The organism is Streptomyces sp. NPDC002773 (genome assembly GCF_040295605.1).
In the GTDB taxonomy this organism is placed as follows: domain Bacteria; phylum Actinomycetota; class Actinomycetes; order Streptomycetales; family Streptomycetaceae; genus Streptomyces.
Genome location: NZ_JBEOVO010000030.1, coordinates 11,142 through 35,481, shown reverse-complemented (window position 1 = coordinate 35,481; position 24,340 = coordinate 11,142). Strand labels below are relative to the sequence as shown.

Annotated in this window: 18 protein-coding genes, 1 pseudogene and 1 riboswitch; of the genes and pseudogenes, 7 read left to right on the top strand and 12 right to left on the bottom strand. The window is 72.4% G+C overall.

All coding sequences use genetic code 11. The annotated features are described in order from the left end of the window. Positions 1–117 precede the first annotated feature (117 nt). Both ABT034_RS28095 and ABT034_RS28090 read left to right on the top strand, forming a co-directional pair. Positions 118–2,070, top strand: a complete 1,953-nt coding sequence (locus tag ABT034_RS28095; protein ID WP_351219848.1) for a lectin — start codon at positions 118–120, stop codon at positions 2,068–2,070. 104 nt (positions 2,071–2,174) lie between these two features. Beyond that, entirely contained in the window at positions 2,175–5,252 is a 3,078-nt protein-coding gene (locus ABT034_RS28090; protein WP_351219847.1) for a glycoside hydrolase family 3 protein, read from the top strand. 188 nt (positions 5,253–5,440) lie between these two features. On the opposite strand, the pseudogene ABT034_RS28085 reads toward ABT034_RS28090, so the two are convergent. The 5 genes and pseudogenes from ABT034_RS28085 to ABT034_RS28065 form a co-directional block, all read right to left on the bottom strand. Beyond that, a pseudogene (locus ABT034_RS28085) lies at positions 5,441–5,716 on the bottom strand (alpha/beta hydrolase); the annotation flags it as partial. Positions 5,717–6,031: 315 nt separating this feature from the next. Next, positions 6,032–7,027 carry a type I glyceraldehyde-3-phosphate dehydrogenase gene (gap, locus tag ABT034_RS28080; RefSeq protein WP_351219846.1) on the bottom strand — a complete coding sequence of 332 codons (996 nt, stop codon included), beginning with the start codon at positions 7,025–7,027 and terminating at the stop codon, positions 6,032–6,034. A gap of 114 nt (positions 7,028–7,141) precedes the next feature. Next, on the bottom strand, positions 7,142–8,101 hold the full coding sequence (locus ABT034_RS28075) for a GlxA family transcriptional regulator (RefSeq protein WP_351219845.1): 960 nt from the start codon (positions 8,099–8,101) through the stop codon (positions 7,142–7,144). Positions 8,102–8,208: 107 nt separating this feature from the next. Beyond that, entirely contained in the window at positions 8,209–9,480 is a 1,272-nt protein-coding gene (locus ABT034_RS28070; RefSeq protein ID WP_351219844.1) for a ricin-type beta-trefoil lectin domain protein, read from the bottom strand. Positions 9,481–9,618: 138 nt separating this feature from the next. After that, a complete protein-coding gene (locus tag ABT034_RS28065; protein ID WP_351219843.1) occupies positions 9,619–10,842 on the bottom strand; it encodes an alginate lyase family protein in 1,224 nt (407 codons plus the stop codon). A 193-nt stretch (positions 10,843–11,035) separates the two neighbouring features. On the opposite strand from ABT034_RS28065, the gene tpx reads away from it, so the two are divergent. Continuing rightward, complete coding sequence (gene tpx / locus ABT034_RS28060) at positions 11,036–11,536, top strand: thiol peroxidase (RefSeq protein WP_351219842.1); 501 nt, start codon at positions 11,036–11,038, stop codon at positions 11,534–11,536. 83 nt (positions 11,537–11,619) lie between these two features. Here the strand turns inward: tpx and ABT034_RS28055 are convergent, their stop codons facing one another. Beyond that, positions 11,620–12,561, bottom strand: a complete 942-nt coding sequence (locus ABT034_RS28055; protein ID WP_351219841.1) for a phytoene/squalene synthase family protein — start codon at positions 12,559–12,561, stop codon at positions 11,620–11,622. A gap of 272 nt (positions 12,562–12,833) precedes the next feature. On the opposite strand from ABT034_RS28055, the gene ABT034_RS28050 reads away from it, so the two are divergent. Then, positions 12,834–14,108 carry a serine hydrolase domain-containing protein gene (locus ABT034_RS28050; protein ID WP_351219840.1) on the top strand — a complete coding sequence of 425 codons (1,275 nt, stop codon included), beginning with the start codon at positions 12,834–12,836 and terminating at the stop codon, positions 14,106–14,108. A gap of 31 nt (positions 14,109–14,139) precedes the next feature. Here ABT034_RS28050 and ABT034_RS28045 read toward each other — a convergent pair whose 3' ends face one another. The 3 genes from ABT034_RS28045 to ABT034_RS28035 form a co-directional block, all read right to left on the bottom strand. Continuing rightward, on the bottom strand, positions 14,140–14,673 hold the full coding sequence (locus tag ABT034_RS28045; RefSeq protein ID WP_351219839.1) for a GNAT family N-acetyltransferase: 534 nt from the start codon (positions 14,671–14,673) through the stop codon (positions 14,140–14,142). Positions 14,674–14,745: 72 nt separating this feature from the next. Next, on the bottom strand, positions 14,746–15,747 hold the full coding sequence (locus tag ABT034_RS28040) for a threonine/serine dehydratase (protein ID WP_351219838.1): 1,002 nt from the start codon (positions 15,745–15,747) through the stop codon (positions 14,746–14,748). An 81-nt stretch (positions 15,748–15,828) separates the two neighbouring features. After that, the gene (locus tag ABT034_RS28035) at positions 15,829–16,620 is read right to left on the bottom strand and encodes an alpha/beta fold hydrolase (RefSeq protein WP_351219837.1); all 792 of its coding nucleotides are present in this window, start codon (positions 16,618–16,620) and stop codon (positions 15,829–15,831) included. A 168-nt stretch (positions 16,621–16,788) separates the two neighbouring features. Here ABT034_RS28035 and ABT034_RS28030 point away from each other — a divergent pair, with 168 nt between their 5' ends. Beyond that, complete coding sequence (locus ABT034_RS28030; protein ID WP_351219836.1) at positions 16,789–17,226, top strand: nitroreductase family deazaflavin-dependent oxidoreductase; 438 nt, start codon at positions 16,789–16,791, stop codon at positions 17,224–17,226. Between the two features lie 76 nt (positions 17,227–17,302). On the opposite strand, the gene ABT034_RS28025 is transcribed toward ABT034_RS28030, so the two are convergent. Then, on the bottom strand, positions 17,303–17,947 hold the full coding sequence (locus tag ABT034_RS28025) for a DUF6197 family protein (RefSeq protein WP_351219835.1): 645 nt from the start codon (positions 17,945–17,947) through the stop codon (positions 17,303–17,305). Positions 17,948–18,290: 343 nt separating this feature from the next. Then, positions 18,291–18,474: riboswitch (cyclic di-AMP (ydaO/yuaA leader) on the top strand. 4 nt (positions 18,475–18,478) lie between these two features. Here ABT034_RS28025 and ABT034_RS28020 point away from each other — a divergent pair. Continuing rightward, positions 18,479–19,357 (top strand): LysM peptidoglycan-binding domain-containing protein, encoded by an 879-nt coding sequence (locus ABT034_RS28020; protein WP_351219834.1) that lies wholly within the window; start codon positions 18,479–18,481, stop codon positions 19,355–19,357. Here the strand turns inward: ABT034_RS28020 and ABT034_RS28015 are convergent. Together ABT034_RS28015 and ABT034_RS28010 are read right to left on the bottom strand one after the other, a co-directional pair. Beyond that, positions 19,341–20,645, bottom strand: coding sequence for an alpha/beta family hydrolase (locus ABT034_RS28015; RefSeq protein WP_351219833.1), 1,305 nt, complete (start codon positions 20,643–20,645; stop codon positions 19,341–19,343). The genes ABT034_RS28020 and ABT034_RS28015 overlap by 17 nt on opposite strands. Before the next feature lie 125 nt (positions 20,646–20,770). Then, a complete protein-coding gene (locus ABT034_RS28010) occupies positions 20,771–21,535 on the bottom strand; it encodes an alpha/beta fold hydrolase (protein WP_351219832.1) in 765 nt (254 codons plus the stop codon). A 154-nt stretch (positions 21,536–21,689) separates the two neighbouring features. On the opposite strand from ABT034_RS28010, the gene ABT034_RS28005 reads away from it, so the two are divergent. After that, the gene (locus tag ABT034_RS28005; protein WP_351219831.1) at positions 21,690–24,245 is read left to right on the top strand and encodes a SpoIIE family protein phosphatase; all 2,556 of its coding nucleotides are present in this window, start codon (positions 21,690–21,692) and stop codon (positions 24,243–24,245) included. The last annotated feature ends 95 nt before the right edge of the window (positions 24,246–24,340 follow it).

Sequence of the window (24,340 nt, the reverse complement as noted above, 5' to 3'; positions counted from 1 at the left end):
TCATGCCTTCCACTCCCGAAGGGTTGACGGCCTCAAGTGCGCCCCATAACTTCACTACTTGATAAAAGGCTTGCTGTTGTAGTCCGTCGCGAGACGGAACGGCGAAAGGGTTGTCAGGTGCATAACACACTCAGGCGTGGGCTCGCGTACCTCCGAGGAGGGGGGCCGGAGCGACGGGGAGGAAGCACCCGGACCCGCCGCCTCCGACCCCTCACCGCGCTCACCGCCGGCGCCCTCGTAGCCGGCAGCCTCGTCCTGACGGGGCCCGGCACCGCGCAGGCCGCAGGGGAGCGGGTCGACGTCTGGCTCACCACCACCTCCGACTCCGGCGGCCGTACCGTCACCCGCGGTCTCGCCCCGCAGGCGCCCCTCGCGTTCGGCCCGGCCGGCGGGACCGCGAGCCACACGATCACCGTCGACGAGAGCACCACCTACCAGCAGTTCGAGGGCGGCGGCGCGTCGATCACCGACACGACCGCCCATCTGCTGCGCGGAGGCGCCGTCAGCGCCGCCACCCGCGACGAGGTGATGCGCAAGCTGTTCTCGCCGACCGACGGCATCGGACTGTCCTTCGTCCGCAACCCCATCGGCGCCTCGGACCTCTCCCGCCCGGGACACGTCTCGCTCGACGACACCTGCTGCGACCTGAACGACTTCGGGTCCAACGGCTACGACACGAACGTCCGGCTGCTGACCGCCCAGGCCAAGCAGCTCAACCCGGCGCTCCGGGTCAAGGGCGTGCCGTGGAGCGCCCCCGGCTGGATGAAAGACAACGGCCGGATGGACCAGATGGGCTGGCTCAAGGCGGAGTACTACCCGCTGTACGCCCAGTACCTGGTCAGGTACGTGCAGAGCTACCAGGCCGCCGGGGTGAAGGTCGACTACCTCTCCGTGCAGAACGAGCCGAACTGCTGCCAGGCCGGCAACCCCACCGCCATGAACTACCCGGGCATGAGCTGGAACCCGGCCGGGCTCGTCGAGTTCACCAAGAACCACGTCTACCCAGCCTTCCGGGCCGCGGGCATCACCACCAAGGTCCTCGTGCACGACTGGAACTACGGCGACTACGCCTCCTTCGGCGCCGGCATCCTGGGCGACGCGGGCGTGCGCAACGATCCCCTGTTCGGCGGCATCGCCTGGCACGGCTACTTCGGCGACCCGGCCGTCGGCACCCAGGTCCACGACCAGTACCCGTCGGTGAAGCAGTTCAGCACCGAGCACTCGGGCGGCACCTGGATCGGCAACCAGCACAACGAGGACCTGAACGACATCGTCGGCTACGCCCGCAACTGGAGCGGAAGCCTGGTCAAGTGGAGCCTCGGGCTCAACCAGAACATGGGCCCGCACAACGGCGGCTGCGGCACCTGCACCGGTCTCATCACCGTGCAGGAGGGCGGCGCCCGCGCCGGGCAGGTCGACTACACGGTCGAGTACTACACGACGGGTCACCTGACCAAGTTCGTCAGGCCCGGCGCGTACCGCATCGCCTCCACCGCCAACAGCACCGTCCAGAACGTGGCCTGGCGCAACTCCGACGGCTCCAAGGCGCTGATCGCCCACAACGGCGGTACGTCCGCCCAGTCCGTCCGGGTGAACTGGGGCAACCAGTCCTTCACGTACACCCTGCCCGCCCGTACCACCGCGACCTTCACCTGGTCGGGGACGGCCGGCGGCGGGACCGGCTCCGGCCCGCTGACCGGTCTGGCCGGGAAGTGCCTGGACGTGGCCGGCGGCGCCACCGCCGACGGCACGCCCGTCCAGCTGTACGGCTGCAACGGCACCACGGCGCAGCGCTGGACGCTCGCCGCCGACGGCAGCGCCCGGGCCCTCGGCAAGTGCCTCGACGTCACCGGCGGTTCGACGGCCGACGGCGCCCAGGTCCAGTTGTACAACTGCAACGGAACCGCAGCACAGCGCTGGACCTACGACGCCGGCACGCACGACCTCGTCAACACGGGCGCGAACAAGTGCCTGGACATCACCGGCAACTCCTCCGCCGACGGGACCCGGGCGCAGATCTGGGCCTGCACCGGCGGGGCCAACCAGAAGTGGACCCACAACCCGGCCTGAGCCACCCGGCCTGAGCCACCCGCCCCTCTCCGCCCGCCCCACCGACCCTCACACCCGCCCCTCTCCGTCCACCCCCCAGGCCTCCGCCTGTCCAAGGAGCCCGCATGCCATCCGCACGTCCCCGGAGGACGGTGAGCGCGGCGGTGGTCGCCGCGACCGCCGTACTCACCGGTCTGCTCACCGGCAGCCTGCCGAGTGCCGCCGCCCAGGAACCCGCTCCCCGAGCCGTCGACCGGTTCGAGGGCGAGGTGCCGTTCGCCGCGCCACCCGCGGAAGGCCTCTTCACCTGGGGCAACGCCACCGAGTCCCACCCGAAGCTCGAACTGCGGGAGCGCGCCGACGCGCCCGAGGGCGGCAAGGTCCTCGAAGGCCGCTACGACATCAGCGGCTGGGGCGGCTTCACCCATGACTTCGCCTTCGACCGGCCGGCCCACGACTGGACCGCGTACAAGGGCATCCGGCTGTGGTGGTACGGCCAGAACACCGCGCCGCTGCCGCCCGGCTCGGGCAAGCGGATCGCCCTGGAGATCAAGGACGGCGGCGCGAACGGCGAGGCGTCCGAGCTGTGGACGACGTCCTTCACCGACGACTGGGAGGGCTGGCACCTCGTCGAGATCCCGTTCTCCGAGTTCACGTACCGGACCGACTACCAGCCGGTCGGCGGCATCGACCAGGTCCTCGGGCTCGACCGGATGTGGGGGTACGCCGTCACGCTGCCGACCGGCGGGCCCGGGGCGTTCGCCCTCGACGGCGTGGAGCTGTACGGCACGGCGGAACCGGCCCTCACCACCAAGGTGGTCACGAAGTCCGTCGTGCACCCGGTCGACGAGGGCGGCAGTGCCCGGGTCGACGTCTCGGTGGCCACCACGGGCTCCGGGCCGGTCGGTGAGCCCGTCACCGTCACGTACGAGACGGAGGGCGGCGGCAGCGCCGAGCCGGGGAAGGACTACCGGCCCGTCACGGGCAGCGTCGTCTTTCCCGCCGGGACGCCGTCCGGTACGACCCGCTCGATCACCGTGCCGACGCTGAGGGACGGCGCCGCCGAGTCCGCCGAGGCGGTGCCGCTCCGGCTGACCGTCGAGGGCGCGAAGGCTCCCGCGGAGACCCCGCTGGTCGTGGTGAACGCGCACGGTCTGCCGTACCTCGACGAGAAGCTGCCGGTACGGAAGCGGGTCGCCGACCTGCTCTCCCGGATGTCCCTCGCGGAGAAGGCCGGCCAGATGACGCAGGCCGAGCGCAACGCGCTGCGCGCGCCGGGCGACATCGCCGGCTACGCCCTGGGGTCCCTGCTCTCCGGCGGCGGCTCGGTCCCGACCCCCAACACGCCCGAGGGCTGGGCCTCGATGGTCGACGCGTACCAGCTGCGCGCGCAGGCGACCCGCTTCCAGATCCCGCTGATCTACGGCGTGGACGCGGTGCACGGCCACAACAACGTCATCGGCGCGACGATCATGCCGCACAACATCGGCATCGGCGCGGGCCGCGATCCGGAGTCGGCCGCGAGGACCGGCGCCGTGACCGCGAAGGAGGTCCGGGCCACCGGCGTCCCCTGGGACTTCGCCCCCTGCGTGTGCGTGACCCGCGACGAACGCTGGGGCCGTTCCTACGAGGCCTTCGGTGAGGACCCGGCGCTCGTCACCGCCATGGAGACGGTCATCAACGGCATGCAGGGCGCCCGCAACGGCAAGGACCTCGACCGGAACGACAAGGTCCTCACCAGCGCGAAGCACTTCGTCGGCGACGGTGGCACCGCGTTCGGCTCCTCGACCACCGGTTCGTACACGATCGACCAGGGCGTCACGAAGGTCACCCGCGCGGAGCTGGAGGCGGTGCACCTCGCCCCGTTCGCCGAGGCGGTGAAGCGCGGCGCCGGCACGGTCATGCCCTCGTACTCCTCGCTCGACGTCCTGGGGGACGGCCAGGGGCCCGTGAAGATGCACGCGAACGCCGAGATGATCAACGGGGTCCTCAAGGACCGCATGGGCTTCGAGGGCTTCGTCATCAGCGACTGGCAGGCCATCGACCAGATCCCCGGTGACTACCCCAGCGACGTGCGGACCTCGGTGAACGCCGGGCTCGACATGATCATGGTGCCGACGAACTACCAGGAGTTCACCCGGACCCTCACCGCCGAGGTGGAGTCCGAGCGGATCGCGACCGCGCGGATCGACGACGCCGTGGCCCGCATCCTCACCCAGAAGTTCCGCCTCGGCCTGTTCGAGAAGCCGTACGCGGACCGGACGCACCTGCCGTCGATCGGATCGCCCGAGCACCGCGCGGTGGCGCGCGAGGCCGTGGCGAAGTCGCAGGTGCTCCTGAAGAACGAGGGCGCGGTACTGCCGCTGAAGCCGTCGCAGAAGGTGTACGTGGCCGGGTCGAACGCCGACGACCTCGGCAACCAGGCCGGAGGCTGGACCATCAGCTGGCAGGGCTCCTCCGGGCGTACGACCACGGGCACCACCATCCTCGAAGGGATGCGCAAGGCCGCGCCGGACGCCGATATCGCCTGGTCGAAGGACGCCTCCGCGCCGACCGACGGCTACGACGCCGGCGTCGTGGTGGTCGGCGAGACCCCGTACGCGGAGGGGTTCGGTGACGTCGGCAACGGCAACGACCTCGAACTGACCCCCGCCGACAAGGCGGCGGTCGACAAGGTCTGCGCGGCGATGCCGTGCGCGGTCCTGGTCGTGTCCGGTCGGCCGCAGCTCATCGGGGACCGGCTGCCGGCGATCGACGCGCTCGTCGCGTCCTGGCTGCCCGGCACGGAGGGCGACGGCGTCGCCGACGTCCTCTACGGCAGGCGGCCCTTCACCGGACAGCTGCCGGTGACGTGGCCGAAGTCGGAGGCGCAGCTGCCGATCAACGTGGGTGACAGCCGCTACGACCCGCAATACCCGTACGGCTGGGGGCTGACGACGCTCGCCCCGACCCCGTCCGGAGGGGAGCCCTCGCTACGGGGCATCGGCATCGCCGCCAAGGCGCTCCAGGCGGTCGGCCGGGGCAACTCCCCCGAGGGCCGGAAGCTCGTCGCGGCGGCGCGGCTCATCGTGCAGAAGAAGATCGGCCAGCACATCGCGGAAGCCGAGGCGAAGCCCTTCGCCGAGGCGGACCATCTGCTGCTCACGGGTGACCTGGCGGGAGCGGTGGCCAAGCTGACGGAGGCGTACCGGGCAGCGGGCTGACGGAACGCACGCGGCCCAGAGGCGTTCCCCCCCTCTGGGAGGGGGCGCCTCGGGGCCGCTCGTGCGTCGTGAGGGTACGTCAGCCGGTGGCACCGGGGATCTGGAGCGCCTTGGAGTTGCGGTCCCAGCCGGACCACAGGTCGCTGTCGACGCAGGGCGGTGTCGACCCGCGGGTCGACGGCGGCGTTGACGGCGGCCGCGCCGCCCTGCGAATGGCCCGCGGACGCGATGTGGTCGAGGTCCACCTTGCCGTGGAACGGGCTGGAGCCGTCGGCGTCGCGGTGCTCCAGGACGTCGATCCCCGCGCGCATGCTGAGGGCGAAGTTCGACGTGGGCGTGTTGGCGGCGACGACGATGAAGCCGTGGCTCACCCAGTGCCGGAGCAGCGAGCTGTAGAACCCGGGCACCGCGCCCGTACCGTTGCCCCAGATAACCACCGGGTGCCGCTCGCCCGACCGCCCCATGACCCGCGGGTGGTAGAAGGTGTGCACCGCCTCGATGTCGACGCTCACCTCGTACGGGCCCGGCCGGCCCCAGTCGGTGCCGACGGACGGCACGCCGCCCGCGGTCTCCCCGTCGGCGGCCGCGCCGGCAGTGCCCGGCGCGGTGCACACAGCCGTCAGAGCGGCGAGCAGAAGACCGCAGAACACGCGGCTCGTGCGTGTCTGTCCGCAGGAGCCCAGACCTTCCGGGGTCGCCTTGGGCAACTGCCCAGCACGCACGCCGCCCCCGCCGAATCCGTGGTTCGGCGAGGGCGGCGGCGGTGGTGGCGTCCGGGGTCAGCGGGCCAGCAGCTGGAGCGAGTCGATGACGCGGTTCGAGAAGCCCCACTCGTTGTCGTACCAGGCGACGACCTTGATGTGGCGGCCCTCGACGCGGGTGAGCTCCGAGTCGAAGATCGACGAAGCCGGGTTGCCCGTGATGTCGGCGGAGACCAGGGCGTCCTCCGAGTACTCGAGGACACCGGCGAGGGGGCCCTCCGCCGCGGCACGGTACGCCGCGAGGACGTCCTCGCGGGTCACATCGCGGGCGACGGTGGTGTTGAGCTCGACGATCGAGCCGACCGGGACCGGGACGCGGATCGAGTCGCCCGACAGCTTGCCGTCGAGGTTCGGCAGCACGTGGCCGATCGCCTTGGCGGCGCCCGTGGAGGTCGGCACGATGTTGACGCCGGCGGCGCGGGCACGGCGCGGGTCGCGGTGCGGGCCGTCCTGCAGGTTCTGCTCCTGCGTGTAGGCGTGGACCGTCGTCATGAAGCCGTGCTCGATGCCGGCCAGGTCGTCGAGGACCTTGGCGAGGGGCGCGAGCGCGTTCGTCGTGCACGAGGCGTTCGAGACGATCGTGTGCAGGTCCGGGTCGTACGCGTCGGTGTTGACGCCGTACGCGAGCGTGACATCGGCACCGTCGGCGGGCGCGCTGACGAGCACGCGCTTGGCACCGGCGTCGATGTGGGCGCGGGCGGCCTTCGCCGACGTGAAGCGGCCGGTCGCCTCAAGGACGATCTCGACGCCCAGCTCGGCCCACGGCAGCTGCGCCGGCTCGCGCTCGGCGAGCACCTTGATGCGGTGGCCGTCGACGACGAGGGTGTCGCCCTCGACGCTCACCGGGCGGCCGAGGCGGCCCGAGGTCGAGTCGAAGGCGAGCAGTCGCGCGAGGGCCTTCGGCTCCGTCAGGTCGTTGACGGCCACGACCTCGAGGTCGGTGTCACGCTCGAGCAGTGCGCGGAGCACGTTGCGTCCGATGCGGCCGAATCCGTTGATGGCGATGCGAGTCATGAATGGTGTCCCTTCAACTTCTGCGTCGCCACCAGGTTCGCTCGGAGGACCCCGCTTCGACAGAGGCGGGATCGCCACGGTCCGCAAGGATCACGCCAAGGACGCGGAGATCCGCTACTCACCCTTGGTGAAGGTCCGCCGGTACTCGCTCGGTGTGGTGCCGAGGATGCGCTGGAAGTGCAGTCGCAGATTCGCGCCGGTGCCGAGCCCGACGTCGGCGGCGATCTGCTCGACGCTCCGCTCCGAGCGCTCCAGGAGTTCCCGGGCGAGGTCGACCCGGGCGCGCATCACCCACTGCATGGGGGTGTAGCCGGTGTCCTCCACGAAGCGGCGCGAGAACGTACGCGGGGAGACGGCCGCGTGGTGGGCCAGCGCGTCGAGGGTGAGCGGCTCGCCGAGCCGGTGCAGCGCCCACTCGCGGGTCGCGGCGAACCGTTCGCCGAGCGGCTCGGGCAGGCTGCGCGGCACGTACTGGGCCTGGCCGCCGCTGCGGTACGGGGCGGCGACCAGGCGTCGAGCGGCGTGGTTCGCGGCGGCCACGCCGAGGTCGCCGCGCAGGATGTGCAGGCACAGGTCGATGCCCGAGGCGGCGCCGGCCGAGGTGAGCACACTGCCCTCGTCGACGAAGAGGACGTTCTCGTCGACCCGTACGAGGGGGCGTTTCGCCGCGAGCGCCTGGGTGTAGTGCCAGTGGGTGGTGGCGCGCTTGCCGTCGAGGAGGCCCGTCGCGGCGAGCGCGAAGGCGCCGGTGGAGATGGCCGCGAGGCGCGCGCCCCGGTCGTGCGCCGCGATCAGGGCTTCCACGACGGCCGGCGGCGGGTCCTCGCGGTCGGGGAAGCGGTAGCCGGGGACGAAGACGATGTCGGCCCACGCGAGGGTGTCGAGGCCGTGGGCGACGGCGTAGGAGAGTCCGTCGCCCCCGGTGACCGGGCCGGGTTCCGCGCCGCAGACCCGTACCTCGTACGGCATGCTCGCGCGGGTCGTGAAGACCTGCGCGGGGATGCCGACGTCGAGCGGCTTCGCCCCTTCGAGTACGAGGACGGCGACGCGGTGGAGGCGAAGGGCAGGTGGCACGGGTCGAGCGTACGCGGCGGGGAGCGCCGGTCCGGCCGTCTGACTGTCGGGCCGTCTGACTGTCGGGCCGTCTGGTCATACGGTCACTTCGTCATGAGGTCACGTCCTCACCTCGTCACCGTCCATTTCTGGTTCGCCGCGCCGGTGCAGGTCCAGATCTGGAGCCGGGTGCCGTTGGCGGAGCTGTTGCCGGTGGCGTCCAGGCACTTGCCGGACTGCGGGTTGACGAGGTCCCTGGCGGTGTTGGCGGTCCAGCGCTGGGCGGCGGTGCCGTTGCAGTCCCACAGCTGGACGGGTGTGCCGTCCGCGGTGCCGCCGGAGGCGACGTCGAGGCACTTGCCGAGCGCCCGTACGGTTCCGTCCGCCGCCGCGGTCCACTGCTGGGCGCCGGTGCCGTTGCAGTCGTAGAGCTGGACGGGGGTGCCGTTGGCGCTGTTCGCTCCGGCCACGTCGACGCACTTGCCGCCGATCCCGGTGATCGGTCCGGCGGTGCCGGGGCTGTCGGCGGTGGTGACGCGGACGTGGTCGACGACGAGTTGCTGCGGGAAGGCGGTGGAGCCGTCCGGGTCGCCGGGCCAGTAGCCGCCGACCGCGAGGTTGAGGACGAGGAAGAACGGCTTGTCGAAGACCCAGGTCCGGCCGCCCAGATCGGCGGGCGTACGGGTCTGGTAGACGTTGCCGTCCACGGACCAGGTGATCCGGCCGGGCGACCAGTCGATGGCGAAGGTGTGGAAGGCGTCGGCGAAGGCCTGACCGCCGGGCAGGGTGTATCCGGCGCCGATGCCGCCGGAGCCGGAGTAGCCGGGGCCGTGCAGGGTGCCGTGCACGGTGGCCGGTTCGAAGCCGACGTTCTCCATGATGTCGATCTCGCCGGAGGCGGGCCAGCCGACCTGGCCGAGGTCGTCGCCGAGCATCCAGAACGCGGGCCACATGCCCTGGCCGCGCGGCACCTTCATCCGGGCCTCGACGTGGCCGTACCGGGTGGTGAACTTCCCGGCGGTGTTGAGCCGGGCCGAGGTGTACTCGCACCGGCCGTACCAGCACTGGTAGTTGCCGGGGTTCTCCTTGCGGGCGGTGATCACGAGGTGGCCCTGGCCGTCGAGCGCCGCGTTACTGCTGCCTGCCGTGTAGTACTGCCGTTCGTGGTTGTTGACGTTGTCGCCGGTCTCGATCTGCCACCGCGAGCCGTTCACGGGGAGTCCGGCGGCGCCGTCGAAGTCGTCGGAGAAGGTGACGGCGGCGGCGGCTGGGGGGGCCGGAGGCTGGAGCGCGGCGGCGGGGCTGGTGGGGCTGAGGCCGAGCGCGGCGGCGGCCACGGCGAGCGCGAGCGCCGTGACGGCGGTGAACAGCGGCCGCCGTGGGGAGCGGGAGGAGGGCATGACTCTCTCTTCCGTGGATGTGGGGGGGACAAAAGGTGATGTCATGGGCATGACATGAACAGATTCACTTCGTCACCCCATGATTTAAGGAGTGAAGTAAGAGGGCGTCAAGAGCTGCGGTCCGCCCTCCCCTTCTTCTCAGCCGGCGTTGCCGGCGTGGGTGAGCGTCTCCCAGGCGACGAAGAGGTTGTCGGTGCCCGCCGGGCGCCTGGACTCGGTGAGGTTCTGCGTGTTGGTCATCGCGTACCCCATGCGGTGGTGCAGCGCGTTGAAGCCCACTTCGGTGACGGGCCCGAGGTGGTCCTTGAGCAACCCGCCGCAGAGCCAGCTCGGGACCGGCTGACCCAGCTCGTACTTGGCGTGGAGTCCGAGGGCGTGGCGCAGCCGGTCGGCGACCTCGGGGTAGAGGTCCTGGCCCTGGATGCGGCTCGTCTCGGCGATGTGCGCGATGGCGGCGAGCCCGTAGCCGGTGTGGGTGAGGTCGCGGCAGGTCTCCTGGGTGAGACCGTCGACGAAGGTGGTCTGCCCCTGCCAGTACCGGACGATCTCGTCGCGCGTGTCGAGGCCGCTGCCCGGCGCGACCTTCGGCAGGGCGCCGTCGCTCGCGAGGTAGATGTACGCGGGGACGCGGCCGCGGAACTTGGCCACGGCCTTGTCGTAGGCGGCTCGGTCCTCGAGGAAGACGGCGATGCCGATCGCGGCCTCCGTCATGCTGAGTTCCCAGTTGCCGTTGGAGTGGGAGCCGTTCGCGACCTCGGGGAGGTAGACCGTGCGCAGCATGGTCTTGAAGCGGTCGACGCGCGCCTGGGGCCAGCCGGTGTACGTGTAGCGGATGATCTCGGCGGCGCGCGGCCAGGAGGATCCGGCCCAGCCCGTCTGCAAGGGCGCGTTGGAGTTGGTGTGGTCCGTGATCACACCGGACCAGGCGTCCATGATCTCGATCGCCTTCTGGGCGTAGCGGCCGTCCCGGGTGACGTACCAGGCGAGGGAGAGCGTGTACGCGGCGATGGCGTCCTCGCGTTCGTCGGTGCAGCCGTTGTTCGGGTTCGAGTACGAGCCGCACTCCACGACCGAGCGGGGCTTGGGAACCCGGGACAGCGAGGCGTACTTGCTCGCCATCATCCGGTCGAAGGCCGCCTTCCAGGGCTGCGCCCCGGCGTTGACCTGCTGGCGGGTGAAGTCGAGCTGCCCCCGCGAGACGAGCACACCGGGGTGGACGAACGTGGTGGGGGCCGCTTCGGCGCGGCCGCCTCCGGGGCCGGCGATCAGTGCGGCGAGGAGAGCGGCGGCGAGCAGGGGGACGGCGAGCAGCGCGCTCCTTCCGGTGCGGTTCGTAGCGGAGCCATCGCGCCATCTGGACATGGGGTTGCCCTCTCTTCAGATATGTGAACAGCCGACAGCTGTCGAGGCCGGAACCTAAAGGTCTGAACCAGAGTCGTCAAGGGGTCCGAACCGGTGCCGGATGAACGGTTCGGCCGACTCGCGTCCGGCCCGCGGTCCCGCACGCCGTACGATTTCCCCCGTTGTCAACCACACCGCCCGAAGGAGATTCCCCATGGCCCAGGTCACGCTGAAGGGCAACCCGGTACAGGTCAACGGCACCCTGCCCGCCCCGGGCAGCCAGGCTCCTGACTTCGCACTCGTCGCCGAGGGCCTCGCGGACGCCTCGCTCAAGGACTACGCCGGTCTGCGCAAGGTCCTCAACATCTTCCCGAGCGTCGACACCCCGACGTGCGCGTCCTCCGTCCGCGCGTTCAACGAGAGGGCTGCCGAGGTGGAGAACACGGTGGTGCTCTGCATCTCCGCCGACCTGCCCTTCGCCCAGGCCCGCTTCTGCGGCGCCGAGGGCCTCGAGAACGTCAAGAGCCTCTCGACGCTCCGCGGCCGCGAGTTCCACACCAACTACGGCGTGGAGATCGCGGACGGCCCGCTGGCCGGCCTGACCGCCCGTGCCGTCGTCGTCCTCGACGAGAACGACAAGGTGCTGCACGCCGAGCTCGTGAACGAGATCGCCCACGAGCCCGCCTACGACGCCGCGCTCGCCGTCCTGAAGTAGGCGCCGGGCCACGACGCACGCGAGGAAGCCCCTCCACCGTGTCGGTGGAGGGGCTTCCTCGCGTCCGTACCCGGGGGCGCGTCTCAGCGGCGGGAGGCCGAGAAGGCCTCCCCCGCGAGGACGAGAAGCGCCTTCGCGCGCGAGGGCTTCGACGCGGTGGCGAGCAGTCCGGGGCCGCTGCGCAGCACGGCCTGGAGGCGCAGGTCCTGAACCCGGATCAGGGCGCGTACGAAGGGCCGCACGGCACGGTCGACGACGGTCTCCAGTTCTCGGGAGGCCGTCAGGCAGTTCCGGGCCTTCTCCGCCTGCTCCAGGAGAAGACGTCCGAGCGCTCCGGTGTCGCACTCCCCCGCCGCCAGGCACTTCAGGTCGAGGCCGTGCGCGGCCAGCGCGTCGAGCGGAATGCCGATCCGACCGGTGGCCAGGTCCTCGCCCAGGTCCTCCAGCCAGTCGAGTCGCTGCATCGCCTCGATCAGCAGCCGGCAGCACCGCAGGAACTCCGGTTCGTTCGCCGGTGACCTCGGCAGCAGACCCGCGGTCAGCATGAAGGCCGGCATCGCGTAGTCGTCGACGTAGGCGCGCACGTCGGTGTCGGCGGCGAAGCCCTCCCAGCGGACCTCCGCCCGCGCCCCGGTGAGGAACTCCTCCACATGCGTACGGAGTGAGGGATGCCGCTCAGTGCTGCGGCACAGGGCCCGCAGCACGGCGTCCTCCGACGTGCCCGCCGCGAGAGCCCGTCGGGTCCGTCCCTGCCACTGCTCCAGGGCGGTCGTGCGCCAGGCCGCGTCGCCCTGGTCGATCCGGTCGTCGGTGACGTGCATGAAGGCCACGGCCGCGATCACGCCGGGCACGACGTCCGCCGGCAGCAGGAGTCGCACGGCGAGGTACTCCGCGGGGGCGAAGCGGGCGACGCGCCGTCGCTGCCCGCTGTGGTCCCGGCGGGCGGCGGCGTCGGTGATTCCGGCCCTGGTGAGGCATCGCCCCCAAGGGGCCCACCGGGTCCCCGGTCGCGGGATGCGGGTCATGTCCAGCCCTTCGGCGATGATCACTGCGACGGCCGGGACACTACCCTGCCGTCCGCGCGGTGCCGGAACCGGCGCCGGAAGCGCGGGCTCCGGAAGAGGGGGCTCCGTAACCCGCTCCCCGTGTCAGGAACCGTTTCCGGACGTTGGCACTCATGATCCATGGGTGCCGGGGGCCAGGCCCGAACGGCCGGTTCTCCCACGCCCCGCGGTGCACCGCCGTCGTGTGCCGCGCCGAACGATCCGGAAGAACCGGAAGAAGCCGAGGAATCACCGTGCCCCTGCCGTCGCACCGACGCCTGGCCGTGAGCGCCACCCTGATCGCCGCGCTCGCCGCAGGCGTCGTCCCCGCCACCAGCGCGTTCGCCGCCCCGAGCGTCCCCGTCTCCCCCACCGCCGCCGAGACGCCCGCCGTCCCCAAGCCCGACATGGCCGGCGTCGTCGCCGCCCTCGACTCGGCCATGGCCAACGGCGCCCCGGGGGCGATGGCCCGGTTCACCGGCCCCGACGGGGTCCGGAGCCGGACCGTCGGCGTCCAGGACCGTGCCTCGGGCGCGCCCATGGACGTCCAGGCGCGCTTCCGGATCGGCAGCGTCAGCAAGACGTTCTCCACGGTCGTGCTCCTGCAGCTGGTGGAGGAAGGCAAGCTGGAGCTGGACACGTCCGTGAACACGTACCTGCCCGGCCTGCTCCCCGACGACCGCATCACGGTCCGTCATCTGCTGACGCACCGCAGCGGGTTGGCCGACTACACGAACGCGATGTTCGAGAAGACCGTGCCGGGCTTCGAGGCCGTACGGAACCGGGTGTTCAGCTACCAGGAGCTCGTCGACCTCTCCCTGAGCGAGCCCAGGACCACCGAGCCCGGCGTGTCCTACAAGTACTCGAACGCCAACTTCGTGGTGGTCGGCATGCTCATCGAGGAGGCCACGGGCCGTCCCGTGTCCGACGCGTACGAGCGCCGCATCTTCAAGCCGCTCAAGCTGCTCAAGACGTCGTACGTCCACCCGGACGTCCGCATCAAGGGCAACCACGTGCGCGGCTATCTGCACCCCGACGAGGCCGGCGGCGCGCTCGTGGACTCCACCGAGCAGACCGTGTCCTGGGCGCAGTCGGCCGGGGCCGTCATCTCGAGCCCGGCCGATCTGAACACGTTCACCAGCGCCCTGATGCGCGGCCGGCTGCTGTCCCCGGCGATGATGGAGGCGATGACGACGGTCACGCCCACCGACGCCACCAACACCCGGTTCTACGGACTCGGCCTGCGCCGCTACGACCTGTCGTGCGGTACGCAGGTGTACGGGCACACCGGCACCGTGCAGGGCTTCTACACGTACGCCTTCTCGACCCGGGACGGTCGCCGCAGCCTCTCCGCGGTGGCGAACACCTCGAACCACGGCGCCGCGAACACGGCGCTCGGCGGGACGCTGGAGGCCGCGTTCTGCGGCAAGAAGCCCGCGGCCCCTGCGACCGCGCGCTCCGCCGCCCTGTCCACGGCCGGTGACCTCACGGTGCTGCCGGCGGAGCGGGACCTGCCCGAGCGGAACTGACCGCTCCCCTGACGGGGGCGCCCCCGGGGGCTCAGGCCTCGTACTCGGTGAGGTCGATCGCGTAGACGCGCAGGGGGACGTCGAAGGCCGGGTGGTTCGTCTCGCGCTCCGCGGTCATACCGAGCTTGCCGATGACGTTCTCGGACGCCTGGTTGCTGATGTGCGTGATGGCGACGACCCGGTCGAGCCCGCGGTCCTGGAGGGCGAACTCCAGGACCGCGTGGGCGGCTTCGGAGGCGTACCCCTGGCCCCAGAAGGGCCTGCCGAGGCGCCAGCCGATCTCCACGTCCGGCATGACCTCGGGCAGGAACTCGGGAACGGACAAGCCGGCGAAGCCGATGAGTTCGCCCGAGGCGATGAGCTCGACGGCGAAGAGCCCGAAGCCCTCCTCGTCCCACTCCTCCTCGTACCGCTCGATGTCCTCGGCGGTCTGTTCCAGGTCCCGGACCGAGCCGTCGCCGATCCAGCGCATGACCTCGGGGTCGGCGTTGATCTCGGCCAGCGGGACGAGGTCGTCGTCGGTCCAGCGTCGGAGGATGAGACGGGGGGTACGAATTTCGGTCATGTTCCCATCCTGACGCACGGAGCGAGGCGGCCGGACCACCGGCTCCTCAGGGCCGGCGTCCGCCCCGCGCGACTACGCGGTGGTGTGGACGAGGTCGGTGGGGTCGGTGTTGGCGCCGCAGAGGACGACGCAGATCTTCTCGCCCGGCTCGGGGCGGTAGCCGAGGCCCGTGGCACCGGGCCGGTCCGGGGTCGTGAGCGCGGCCAGGGCGGTGGCGGCGGCGTGCTCCACGGCGAGGCGGCGGTCGTCCCACAGCTCCCGGCGGACGCGGACGATCTCGCTGTCCGGGACGAGGACGGTACGGACGCCGTCCTGTCGGGCGGTTTCCAGGGCGGTGGCGGAGACGCGGCGGGCGCCGAGCGAGTCGGCCGCGACGGAGTCGACGGGCACGTCGACGGGGTGCCCGGCCCGCAGGGCGGCGTCGAGGGCGCGGCAGTTCTCGGGTTCGACGGCGACGGTCCTGATGCCGTGGTGCCGGGCGGCGGTGGCGACTCCGGCGAAGAGGCCGCCCCCGCCGACGGAGACGACGACGGTGTCGAGGTCCGGGATCCTCGCGAGGATCTCGTCGAGCAGGGTTCCGGCCCCGGCGGCGATCAGGGGATGGTCGTAGGCATGGGAGGCGAGCGCGCCGGTCTCGGCCGCGAACGCCTCGCAGGCGGTCAGCGCTTCGGCGTACTCCGTGCCGACGAGCCGTACGTCGGCGCCGAGGCCGAGAAGCTTGTCGGCCTTGACCCTGGGGGCGGTGGTCGGCAGGAAGACGGTGGCGGGGACACCTTGCCGGAGGGCGGCCCAGGCGCAGGCGAGCCCGGCGTTGCCGCCGGAAGCGATCGTGACACCGGCGGCGGGGAGGGTGCCTTCCTCCCGGTGGGCGAGGAGGAAGTTCAGCGCGCCACGGGCCTTGAAGGAGCCGGCGTGCTGCATGAGTTCCAGGGCGAGGTGAAGCGTGTACGGCCCGGTGCCGGGGTCCGCCCGGGGGACGGGGTCGAGATCGGCCGGGGTGGTCGTGACGGGGCGGATGTGACCGGCGATCCGGTCGGTGGCTGTCTTGATGTCGGCGTACGTGAGGCTGTGCACCTGAGCTCCTGGAGGGGTGGGAGGGAGAAAAGGGGCCGGTCGGCTCCCTGGTCCGCGGGTGCCGACGGCACCTCGTCCGCGTCAGCCGCCGTCGTGGTCGGGCGGCGGCGTCGGGGCGCCCGACAGGGCGCGGGCGAGCGCCGTCGCGAACCCCTCCGCGTTGTCCAGCATCAGGTTGTGGCCCGCGCGCGGGATCTCGATCACCGGTACGCCGAACGCCGCCGCCTTCTCCGCGTCGGGGTCCGGCCGGCTGAACTCCCCGAGGAGGAAGGTGCGGGGCAGCGTGAGCGCGGCGAGGAGGTCGCCCGGCGCGGGCACGCTGCCCTCGACGAGGGCGGTCGCGCTGCGGTGGACGGCGAGCGGGTCGGCGAGGCGCAGCCGGGCCGCGTAGTCGGCCCGGTCGAGCGCGGCCAGCATCCGGGCGAACCCCTTCGCGACGAACGCGTCCTCGTCCTGAGCGGCCACCGGGGAGCTGAATGCGCCGCCGCCCGCGTACAGGTTCGGCTCCGCGACCACGAGCCGGGCCACGAGGTCCGGGCGCGCCGCCACGAGATGGATCGTCACGGCGCCGCCCATGGAGTGCCCGACGAGGTCGACGCCCGTGAGTCCGAGGTGGTCGAGGACGGCGGCCACCGCCGCCGCCTGGGACTCCATGCGGTAGTCGAAGGCGGCGGGCCGGTCGCTCAGCCCGTGGCCGAGGAGGTCCACGAGCAGGGCCCGGGAGCCGCCGAGGGCGGGGTGGGCCGCGATGTGGGCGAAGTCCGACGCCGCCGTGCACCCGAGTCCGTGGACGAACACCCGCACGGGCCCGTCTCCGGGCAGGTCGATCCACCGGATGTACGCCCGCTGGTCCGCGAGGAACAACTCCCGCATGCCGACCACTCTCCCCTGCGCCGCCACTCGTACCGTCAGGAGCCACCCTATGAGTCGGCACTGACAACGCATCGGCCAGGACGGCCGGGACGCGGGCGGGTCCGTCCGCTAGCGTCGGGGGGACGCGGCAGACAGCCGGTGACAGCGGACGCCCCCGAAAGGATCTCCATGCCCCTCGAAGGCGAATACGAGCCCAGCCCCTCGGCGTGGGTGCGCAACCAGGTCGAGCTGTACGAGTCGTCCGGCGGCACCAAGGGCACGACCATGCGCGGTCTGCCCGTCGTCCTGGTCACGAACGTCGGCGCGAGGAGCGGCAAGCTCCGCAAGACGCCGCTCATGCGGGTCGAGCACGAGGGGGCGTACGCGCTCGTCGCGTCGAACGGCGGGGCGGTGAAGCACCCCGTCTGGTACCACAACCTCGTCGCCTCGCCGCTCGTGGAACTCCGCGACGGCACGCGCGTCTGGGACATGAAGGCGCGTCTGGTCACCGGCGAGGAGCGCCGGGCGTGGTGGGAGCGGGCCGTCGCCGCGTTCCCCGACTACGCCGACTACCAGCGCAAGACCGACCGCGAGATCCCCCTGTTCGTCGTCGAGCGGACCGAGTAGGAGCCGGAGGGACCGCCGTCGACCCGGCCGAGCTCGCCACCGAGCCCGGCCGGTGGTCCACACGGCGGAAGGCCGCTCAGCGGCCGGCGTGCGCGGCGCGGTGGATGGTGGCGTCGAGGAGGGCGAGGGCGTCGGCGGCGGTACGGCCGGGGGCCCGGTTCCACGGCCCGATCAGCTCCTGCCAGCCCCGTGACCGCAGCTCGGCCATGATCCAGGCGGCGGCCTCGTTCATCGTCGTCGCGCTGCCGTAGCCGAGGCGGTGGGCGGCGAGCAGGGCGCCGCAGACGCATCGGGCCCCCCGGGCGTCCCGCAGCTTGTACGGCGCGTTCTGCCAGCCCCACTCCGCCAGGACGAGGCGCGCGTAGCCGAGGTGGACCGAGGGGCGCAGTTCGGGCTGGCCGAGGCGCCGCCAGGCGTGCAGCTTGTCGGGGAGTACGGCTCCGATCCGGCCCGGGAGCCGGCGTTCGGCGGGCAGGGGCGGCGGCAGCGCGTCGAGCGCGTCGGCGACGAGCCGGTCCACGGGCAGGGTGAGCAGAGTCCGCCATCTCTCGGAGTCCGACTCCGTGTCCGGCACCGGGGCCGGCGCGGGGGCGGGAGTACCCGCGGGCGGTGGCGCGGCGGTCAAGTCCGTGACGATCCGCTGCCAGGTGGCGCTCTCGTAGAGGGCGGCGGCCTCACGGTCGAGGGCGTCGGGGCTGATCAGGGAGGCGGAGGGGGACATCCGGGCGGCTCCTCGGTCGGGGTGGCACCATCCTTCAGCACGAATGTCGGGTTTGCGCGTTATGCCCTTGAGTGCCCCTGCGATCGACAGGGCTTTTCCGGCGCTCTCGCCTATTAACCGAATTAAGGCGCATTTTCGGACATTGAACACCTGGTGACGCGACTCACTTTCCCAGGGGCTCCCCCGCCTCCTGACCCGGCGCGAGCCCCGCCGCGCAAGGAAGTTCGGCGGACCGGAAGAACGGTCGATCTTGAATTCGGAGAATTCCGTGATCCTTTCACCGGGCCCGTCGACCCGCCCCTCTTGTTCTCCGTCGCATTACTGGCCTACGGTCACCTCCATTCGAGCGGATCGCCGAATCCTGCCACCGCTCGAAATACCTCCCTTTTCACCCGACGGCAGGAGCGGGGGACCCACGAATACGCCGGCCCGGATTCCGGAACGGCTCGGGGTGAAGCCGCGTGCGCGCGGCCGGACATCTCCAGTCCGAACCCGACAGCTCACCCCGAAGGCGCCGGAGAGGAATCCGTCATGCCTGCACACGGTAAGCACCGCCGCCCCCGACGCCACCCCGTCTCGCGTGGAATCGCGCTGGTCGGAACGGGTGGAGCCGCCCTGGCCCTCCCGTTGATCGCCCCCGCCGCAGCCGGCGCCGCGCCCGTTTCCGGAGCTCCGGAACTCGCTGCCCGGCCCGCCGCCGCCCTCGCCGCTCCCGCCGTCGCGGCCGCGGCCAAGGCCCCGACCGCACCGGCCGCCGCCCGCACCTACACGGTCGTCAGCGGCGACTCGCTTTCCCTGATCGCCCAGAAGAAGGGAATTCAGGGCGGCTGGAAGACCCTTTACCAGGCCAACAAGAGCGTGGTGGGTGACAACCCGTCACTTATTCGTCCCGGCCTTGAACTGACGCTCGGTCGGGATTCCGCGAAGGCCGCTCCCGCGAAGGCGAAGAAGACCGGTTCGGCCGATCGGGCGAGCCGCTCCGAGCGCCGTCCCGCCGCCCCGGCCGTCGCCAAGGACACGGGCGCCTCCGCGGCGCAGGCCGCTCCCGCCGCCGCTCCCGTCCAGGCCGCCCCGGCCGCCGCCCAGTACGCGAACAACCTCGACGGCTGGATCCGGGAGTCGCTGGACATCATGTCCCAGCGCGGCATCCCCGGTTCCTACGACGGGATCCTCCGCAACATCATGCGCGAGTCGTCCGGCAACCCCCAGGCCATCAACCTCTGGGACTCCAACGCCGTGGCCGGAACGCCCTCGAAGGGCCTCCTCCAGGTGATCCAGCCGACCTTCGACGCGTACCACGTGCCGGGCACGTCCACGGACCTGTTCGACCCGGTCGCCAACATCACGGCCGCCTGCAACTACGCGGCCGACCGCTACGGCTCCATCGACAACGTCAACGGGCCCTACTGATCCCGCTGGTCGCGAAGTGCCGGGTGAACCAGGAGCCGGCGAGTTCCGCCACCTGCTCCAGGGCACCCGGCTCCTCGAACAGATGGGTGGCGCCCTCCACGACGGCGAGCCGGTGCTCGCAGCGCAGCCGGGACCCGGCCCGCCGGTTGAGGTCGAGGACCAGCTCGTCCCTGCCTCCCACCACGAGCAGCGTCGGGGCCCTGACCTGGGCCAGGTGGTCGGCCGCCAGGTCGGGCCGGCCACCGCGTGAGACGACGGCGGCCACGGAGGACGCGGGATCGGCCGCCGCCCACAGCGCGGCGGCGGCTCCCGTACTCGCCCCGAAGTAGCCGAGCGGGAGGCCGCCGGTCGCGGGCCGGCCCGCGAGCCAGGCCGTGGCGTCGGCGAGACGGCCGGCGAGCAGCGGGGTGTCGAAGACCCGGGCCCTGTCCCCCGCCTCGGCCTCGGTGAGCAGGTCGAAGAGGAGCGTTCCTAGGCCCGCCCCGTTGAGTGCCGCCGCGACCGCCCCGTTGCGGGGGCTGTGCCGGCTGCTGCCGCTCCCATGGGCGAACAGGACGATGCCGGCGGCGTTCTCGGGCACAGCGAGGTGCCCGTTGAGCGTGGCCCCGGCGGCGGGGATCCGTACGTCCTCCGCGTGGACGATTGGCCCGCGCGTGGCCCGGTTCCGGTCCAGGCAGGCGATGACCTCCGCGTCGGGGGTCTGCGCGAAGTCCCGGTAGAACTGTCCGATCGCGTAGAACATCTCCGGCGTGTGGACGCTCACGGTCTCGTCGGCCTCCCCGCCGAGCCGGGCCGTCCATCCCGGCGGCGCGACCGGTACCGCGAGGACGATCCGGGCGGCGCCCCGGGCGCGTACCACCCGGCAGGCCGCCAGGGCCGTGGCCCCGGTCGCGAGGCCGTCGTCGACGACGAGGACCGTCCGCCCGTCGAGGGGCACGGAGGGCCTGCTGCCCCGGTAGCGCCGGGCCCTGTGGTCGAGCTCGGCGTGCTCGCGCTGCTCCACGGCGGCGAGGTCGCGCGCGTCCGCCCCGGTCTCGCGCATCACCCGCTCGTTGACCACCCGCACCCCGCCCTCGCCGAGCGCGCCCATCGCGAGCTCCGGCTGGCGGGGCAGACCCAGCTTCCGTACGAGACAGATGTCGAGCGGCGCGCCGAGGGCGTCGGCGACCTCGGCGGCCACCGGCACACCGCCGCGCGGGAGACCGAGCACCACGACGTCCTGGCCCGTGAAGTGGCCGAGCCGGGCGGCGAGCTGCCGGCCCGCGTCGATCCGGTCGTTGAAGTACATGGCCGCCGCCCTTCCGCCTGCGCGGCTCCGGGCCCGTCCCCGGGCCCGGGGAGAACGTGTCAGCTGCCCGTCCCTCCAGGGTAGACGCGTCTTCGGCGGCGACGGCAGGTCAGGGGCGGGGCCCGTCAGGCGGCGAGGAAGGCCTCGATGGCCTCGGCGAGGGCCTGCGGCGTCTCCTCGGGCGCGTAGTGGCCGGCGTCCTTGAGGACTTCGAGGCGCGCGTTCGGGTACCAGCGCAGCCAGGTGGCCTCCATCGCCTCGGTGCCGAGCGCGGGGTCGTGGGCGCCGACGACGAGCAGGACGGGCGTGGGGTTGTCACGGACGCGCTCGTGGAAGTCGGTGCGGGACCAGGAGTCCAGGTAGGCGCGGAAGGCCGTCGCGGAGGAGCGCCCCACGGAGCGCTCGACGAGGGTGCTCAGCCAGGCGTCGTCGTAGCGGCCGCCGGTGGTGTTGTCGATGATGGCGCGCCGGTTCGCCGGTTCCTCGGCGGCTCCGGCGAACAGCTCCCAGGTGTCGCCGTCGAGGGGGAAACCGGCGGCCGAGACGGGCGAGATGCCGATGATCGAGCGGACGCGGTCGGGGGCGTCCAGGAGCATCAGCTGTGCCGCCTTGCCGCCCATCGAGTGGCCGATGACGGAGAAGGAGTCCCAGCCGAGGTCGTCGGCGACCGCGAGGGCGTCGGCGGCGACCTCCTCCATCGTGTAGGCGCCCGGACGGTCGAGGGCCTCGCCGTAGCCGCGGCAGTCGACGAACGCGTAGGAGCCGTCGGTGTCGCGGAGATGGGCGCGCATCGGAGCGAAGCTGGTGCGGTCGCCGAACCAGTTGTGCAGCACGAGGGCCCGCCGGGGGCCGTCGCCCTGTACGTCGTACGGAAGAACGCGGTCCGTCATCGTGCCCCCTGAGCGCGAGGTGGTGGCGCCGCGCGACCGCGGGGCCTGACTGACTACCGAGTGTGACGGCCCGGGGGCATGCGGTCAATACACCCAGGGGTGGAGGCCCGCGTCCGGGATGCAGGGCGTTTCCGGTGGGGGGCATGCTGGCTGTGTGACCTCGCACGGCGCGTCCGGCCCCGGCCCGGCTGGCGGAACCGGGCGTCCGTCCGGGACCGGAGCCGCGGACGGGCCTGCTTCCGGTGCGCTGACCTGGGCTCTCGCGGAGACGGCGCTCAGGACGGTCGAGGAGGTCGGGGGCTACGCGGGCGGGGTGTACCTGCGCTCCGGAACGCCGGGGCTGCTCAGGCTCGCGGTCCTGGTGGGACTGCCGGGACCGGTGTTCCGACCGTGGTGGCGGATGCATGAGAACCGGCCGTTCCCGGTGGCCGAGGTGCATCGCTCGGGTCAGTCCGTCCACCTCGCCGACGTCGAGGAGGCGATGCGGCGGTTCCCCCAGCTGGTGGCGAGCCTGCCGTTCCCCTTCGCCTCGCTGTACGCGCCGGTCGTCGCGGGCCGTGAGAGGTTCGGGGTCCTCGTGGCGCTGCGGGCGCCCACGCCCGGGGTGCCGGTGGACGGGCGGGACCGGAGCCGGATGACGCGGGGAGCGCTCCGCCTCGGCGAGGCCCTGGCCGGCCTGGCCGACCGGGGGACGGCGGTCGAGTGGCCCGGCGACCCGGTGTGCGTGCAGCTGTCGACGACGGGCGCGCCGCCGGTCCGGTTCGGGTCCTTCGACTGGGACCTGCGCACGGGCACGGTCACGATGGACGACGGGCTCCTGGCGATCCTCGGCGCGGAGGTGACCTCGCCGTGCTCGATCGAGTCGCTGACGTCCCTGCTCGAACCGGAGGACGGCTACGCGCTGTGGGCGGCCGCCCGGCAGGCGACGGGGGCGGACGGACGGCCGGCGGTGCGCAGGTTCCGGCTGAAGGGACCGGACGGCGGACTGCACCTTCTCGAGGCCTCCACGCGGGCGCGTAGGGTCCCGCCGGGGGCGGAGGGCGCCGCGGACGCGGCAGAGGCGGACGGGGACGGGCTGCGGCTCATGTGCACCCTCGTCGACCTCGGCACCGGGCTCATCGGCTCGGACGCCACGGACAGGCTGCCGCGGGCGATCCTGGCGATCGACCGCCTGGGCCGCGTCACCTACGTCAACGAGCGCACCGAGCGGCTGCTCGGTCGTCCCCGCGGCGCTCTGGCGGGGCGGCCGTTGTGGGAGGCGCTGCCCTGGTTCGGGCTCCCGTTCCACGAGGAGCAGCTGCGCGCCGCACTCGTCTCCGGTGAACCGGTGCGCTTCCTGGCCCAGCCCGAGCCCGGCCGGTGGCTGTCGGTCTCGCTGCATCCGGGGCGGGACGGCGTGACGATGGTCCTGGTCCCCGAGGAGGGCCCGGAGCGGATCACGCCGGGGTCGGGCGGCGGGAGGGTCACGGACGACACCTTCTCCCTGCCAGGTGACCGGGCGGTGGCCCCGTACCGGCCGGTCGCGCTCGCGATCGCGCTCTCCGAGGCCGTGACGGCCCGCCAGGTGTCGGCGGTGGTGACGGAGGAACTGCTTCCGGCGTTCGGCGGGCGTCAGTTGGCCATCTACCTGCTGAGCGACCGGCGCCTGTACCTGGCCTGGGAGACCGGTTTCCCGCCGGGGTTCCTCGAAGCCTTCGACGGTGTGGCCCTGGACGCCCGGTTGCCGGGGGTGGAGACGCTGACCACGGGCAGGCCGCTGTTCTTCGAGTCCATGGAGCAGCTGGGCGGGGCGTATCCGGGCCTTCCGCTGGACGCCCACACGGGGGCGCGGGCGTTCCTGCCGCTGATCGCCTCGGGCCGGCCGGTGGGCTCCTGCATCCTGGGCTTCGACCGGCCGCGCGGCTTCAGTCCCGAGGAGCGGACCGTGCTCACAGCACTCGCGGGCCTCATCGCGCAGGCCTTGGAGCGGGCGCAGCGGTACGACTCGGAGTCGGCGGTCGCACGGGGGCTCCAGGACGCGCTGCTCCCGCACCGGCTGCCGGTGCGGGACGGGGTGGACACGGTGGGCCGGTACCTGCCGGGCACCCGGGGCATGGACGTCGGCGGCGACTGGTACGACGTGATCGAGACGGAGGAGGGATGTCTCGCCCTGGTCATCGGCGACGTGCAGGGACATGGCGTGGCGGCGGCGGCCACGATGGGGCAGCTGCGCAGCGCGGTGCGGGCGTTCGCACTGGGCGGTCATCGGCCGCAGGACGTGATGCGCGGGACGAACCGGCTCCTGATCGACCTGGACCCGGGGCAGTTCGCGAGCTGCTGCTACGTACTCCTCGACCCCGCCACGGGCGAGATGCGGGCGGTGCGGGCCGGGCATCCGCAGCCGCTGCTGCTGCGGCCGGACGGCTCGACGGAGCTGCTGGACCTCGCGGGCGGGGTGGTGCTGGGGGTCGACGACCAGGCGTCGTATCCGGTGACGCGGCTGCGGCTGGATCCCGGCGCGGTGCTCGCGCTCTTCACGGACGGTCTGGTGGAGTTGCCGGGCCGGGACATCGACGAGGGGATCGAGCGTCTGCGCCGGGCTCTCGCCGCGGCCGCTTCGCTGCCGCTCGCGGAGGCCGCCGACCGGGTGATCCGGGAGGCCCGACAGGCCACGGCCCGCCCCGACGACATCGCGCTGCTGCTGGCGGCGCGCTGGCCGGAGCACGGCTGAGGATCACCCGATCGGCCCCGTGGCACTGGTCGGCGGCCGTGCGCGCGGGGAGGCTGGGGGTGGCCCGCGCCGATCAGGCCGGGCGAGTCGGGGCG